Genomic DNA, 483 nt, shown 5'->3' on the forward strand with positions numbered 1-483 from the left:
GAGTCGCTCTACTTTCTTCTTTGACAGATAGCGAACACCCTTTGTCTGAAGAAAGTCAATCAGCTCTTCAGGCGAGAAGATCAAGAGATCTTCTGGTAAAGGGGCATATTTTAAAATAGCTTGAGCCTGTTTTCCAAGACCTTTGATGACGGAAGCGAACTCAGGGAAGTAAAGGTCGATCCATCGTCGGATGCGGTTTTGAATAGAGGCCGATTCTTCTTTTAAGCGGACTCGATAGGCCGTCCCCCGACGAAGCTCTGAATCGATTTGAGTCATTTCCCTTGGCATACTGTAATATCCTTGTGGCATCATTTTTGCGATGACCCGGGCATCTTTCAGATCATTTTTACTCTGTAGGTTATCGTCTAGCTCTTTGGTTTGTTTAACGTGAAGAGGATTGACAAGGACATATGGAATACCATGATCTGTTAGAAAAGCTGCGAGATTCATCCAGTAATGGCCGGTAGGCTCAAAACCAACGAT

General features: G+C 44.3%; 1 protein-coding gene. It reads right to left on the reverse strand.

Annotation, left to right across the window (positions count from 1 at the left end):
- Positions 1-483 (reverse strand): IS110 family transposase (locus tag JI667_RS21315; RefSeq protein WP_206858455.1); only part of this gene is annotated, 483 nt, incomplete at both ends.

The sequence above is a fragment of the Bacillus sp. NTK074B genome (assembly GCF_017303375.1).
In the GTDB taxonomy this organism is placed as follows: domain Bacteria; phylum Bacillota; class Bacilli; order Bacillales; family Bacillaceae_B; genus Rossellomorea.